Here is a 1,081-nt window from a genome sequence, read left to right on the forward strand (position 1 = left end):
GAATAATATCTTCTCTGCCATTTCCACTATAATCAGCAAGCGCGATGCCAGCTTTGACTTTTTCATCTAGTTCTACAGGGAATCCATCCACATCAGTTCCATCTGCATTAATGGCAAATAGTTTGTTTCCTGAAGAATAGCCAGAAAATACTATTTCCAGATCACTATCTTCATCAATATTATAAGCATTAGAATTACTGTCTAAACTAACTTGATCTGTTTCAAACTGATTAAAACGATCATACAAATTGGAAGCAACAGGATTGGTTACATGTTTAAAATTTTTATACCGAGCTTTAGAGATAAAAGGCTGTCCATAATATTGAATAGAAAGATTAGGATTAATGGTATAATTCAATCTAAAAGCCGCACTAAAGGTTTTATTATCAATAGCAACAAGAATATATCTTGGGGTGCCATTAAAATCTTGCTGGGTTACATACTGTGTTTTATTGGGGTTACTACTAAACTGAGGTTGTATGGAAACACGTAAGGCATCCGTTGGTTGATAGGTAACATCGCCTTCTAGATTAAGAAAAGTAAAATTATTTTGCTTGGCTCCTGAATAGACAAAGCCCCAGCTGGTACGTAAATTTTTACGTTCGTCAGTCCCAAAAAATGAAAATACATAGTTTTCTCTAGAAAAACGCCAACGTGGTCCTCCTCTAAGAATTGTATTGATAAAAATTCTCGGTTTATGGGCGCCTCCAAAATCGATCCACCAATTATTTTTAAACATTACATTACCATTAATTTGGTATTGCATACGGTTATAATTACCGTCAAAATCATAGGTTGTATGTTGTGCAAAGCGTCCTCTTATTTGTCTAATAGGGCCGAAGGGCTTCAGTGTTTTATAACTGAGGTTGAAATATTGTTTAAGCTCATCAGCTTGTCTTAAAAATCCAATATCATTCAATTCTAATTCTGGCGAACGCCAAACAACACCGCCATTATATCCCCAATTCCCACCACCGGCTTTTCCAGCAGCAATTTTTCCTCCAGTACCCGTTAAACTCGTTTTATTAGGATCAAAATCAACATGCCCTGCATCAACTCTATTAAACATATGTGTTAATGA

General features: G+C 35.6%; 1 protein-coding gene. It reads right to left on the bottom strand.

Going from position 1 to position 1,081, the window contains the following annotated elements; translation table 11 throughout:
- Positions 1–1,069 (bottom strand): DUF5916 domain-containing protein (locus tag DWA30_RS13210; RefSeq protein WP_245933830.1); only part of this gene is annotated, 1,069 nt, incomplete at its 3' end.
- Positions 1,070–1,081: the final 12 nt, after the last annotated feature.

It is taken from the genome of Candidatus Ulvibacter alkanivorans (assembly GCF_003333325.1).
GTDB lineage: Bacteria > Bacteroidota > Bacteroidia > Flavobacteriales > Flavobacteriaceae > Ulvibacter_A > Ulvibacter_A alkanivorans.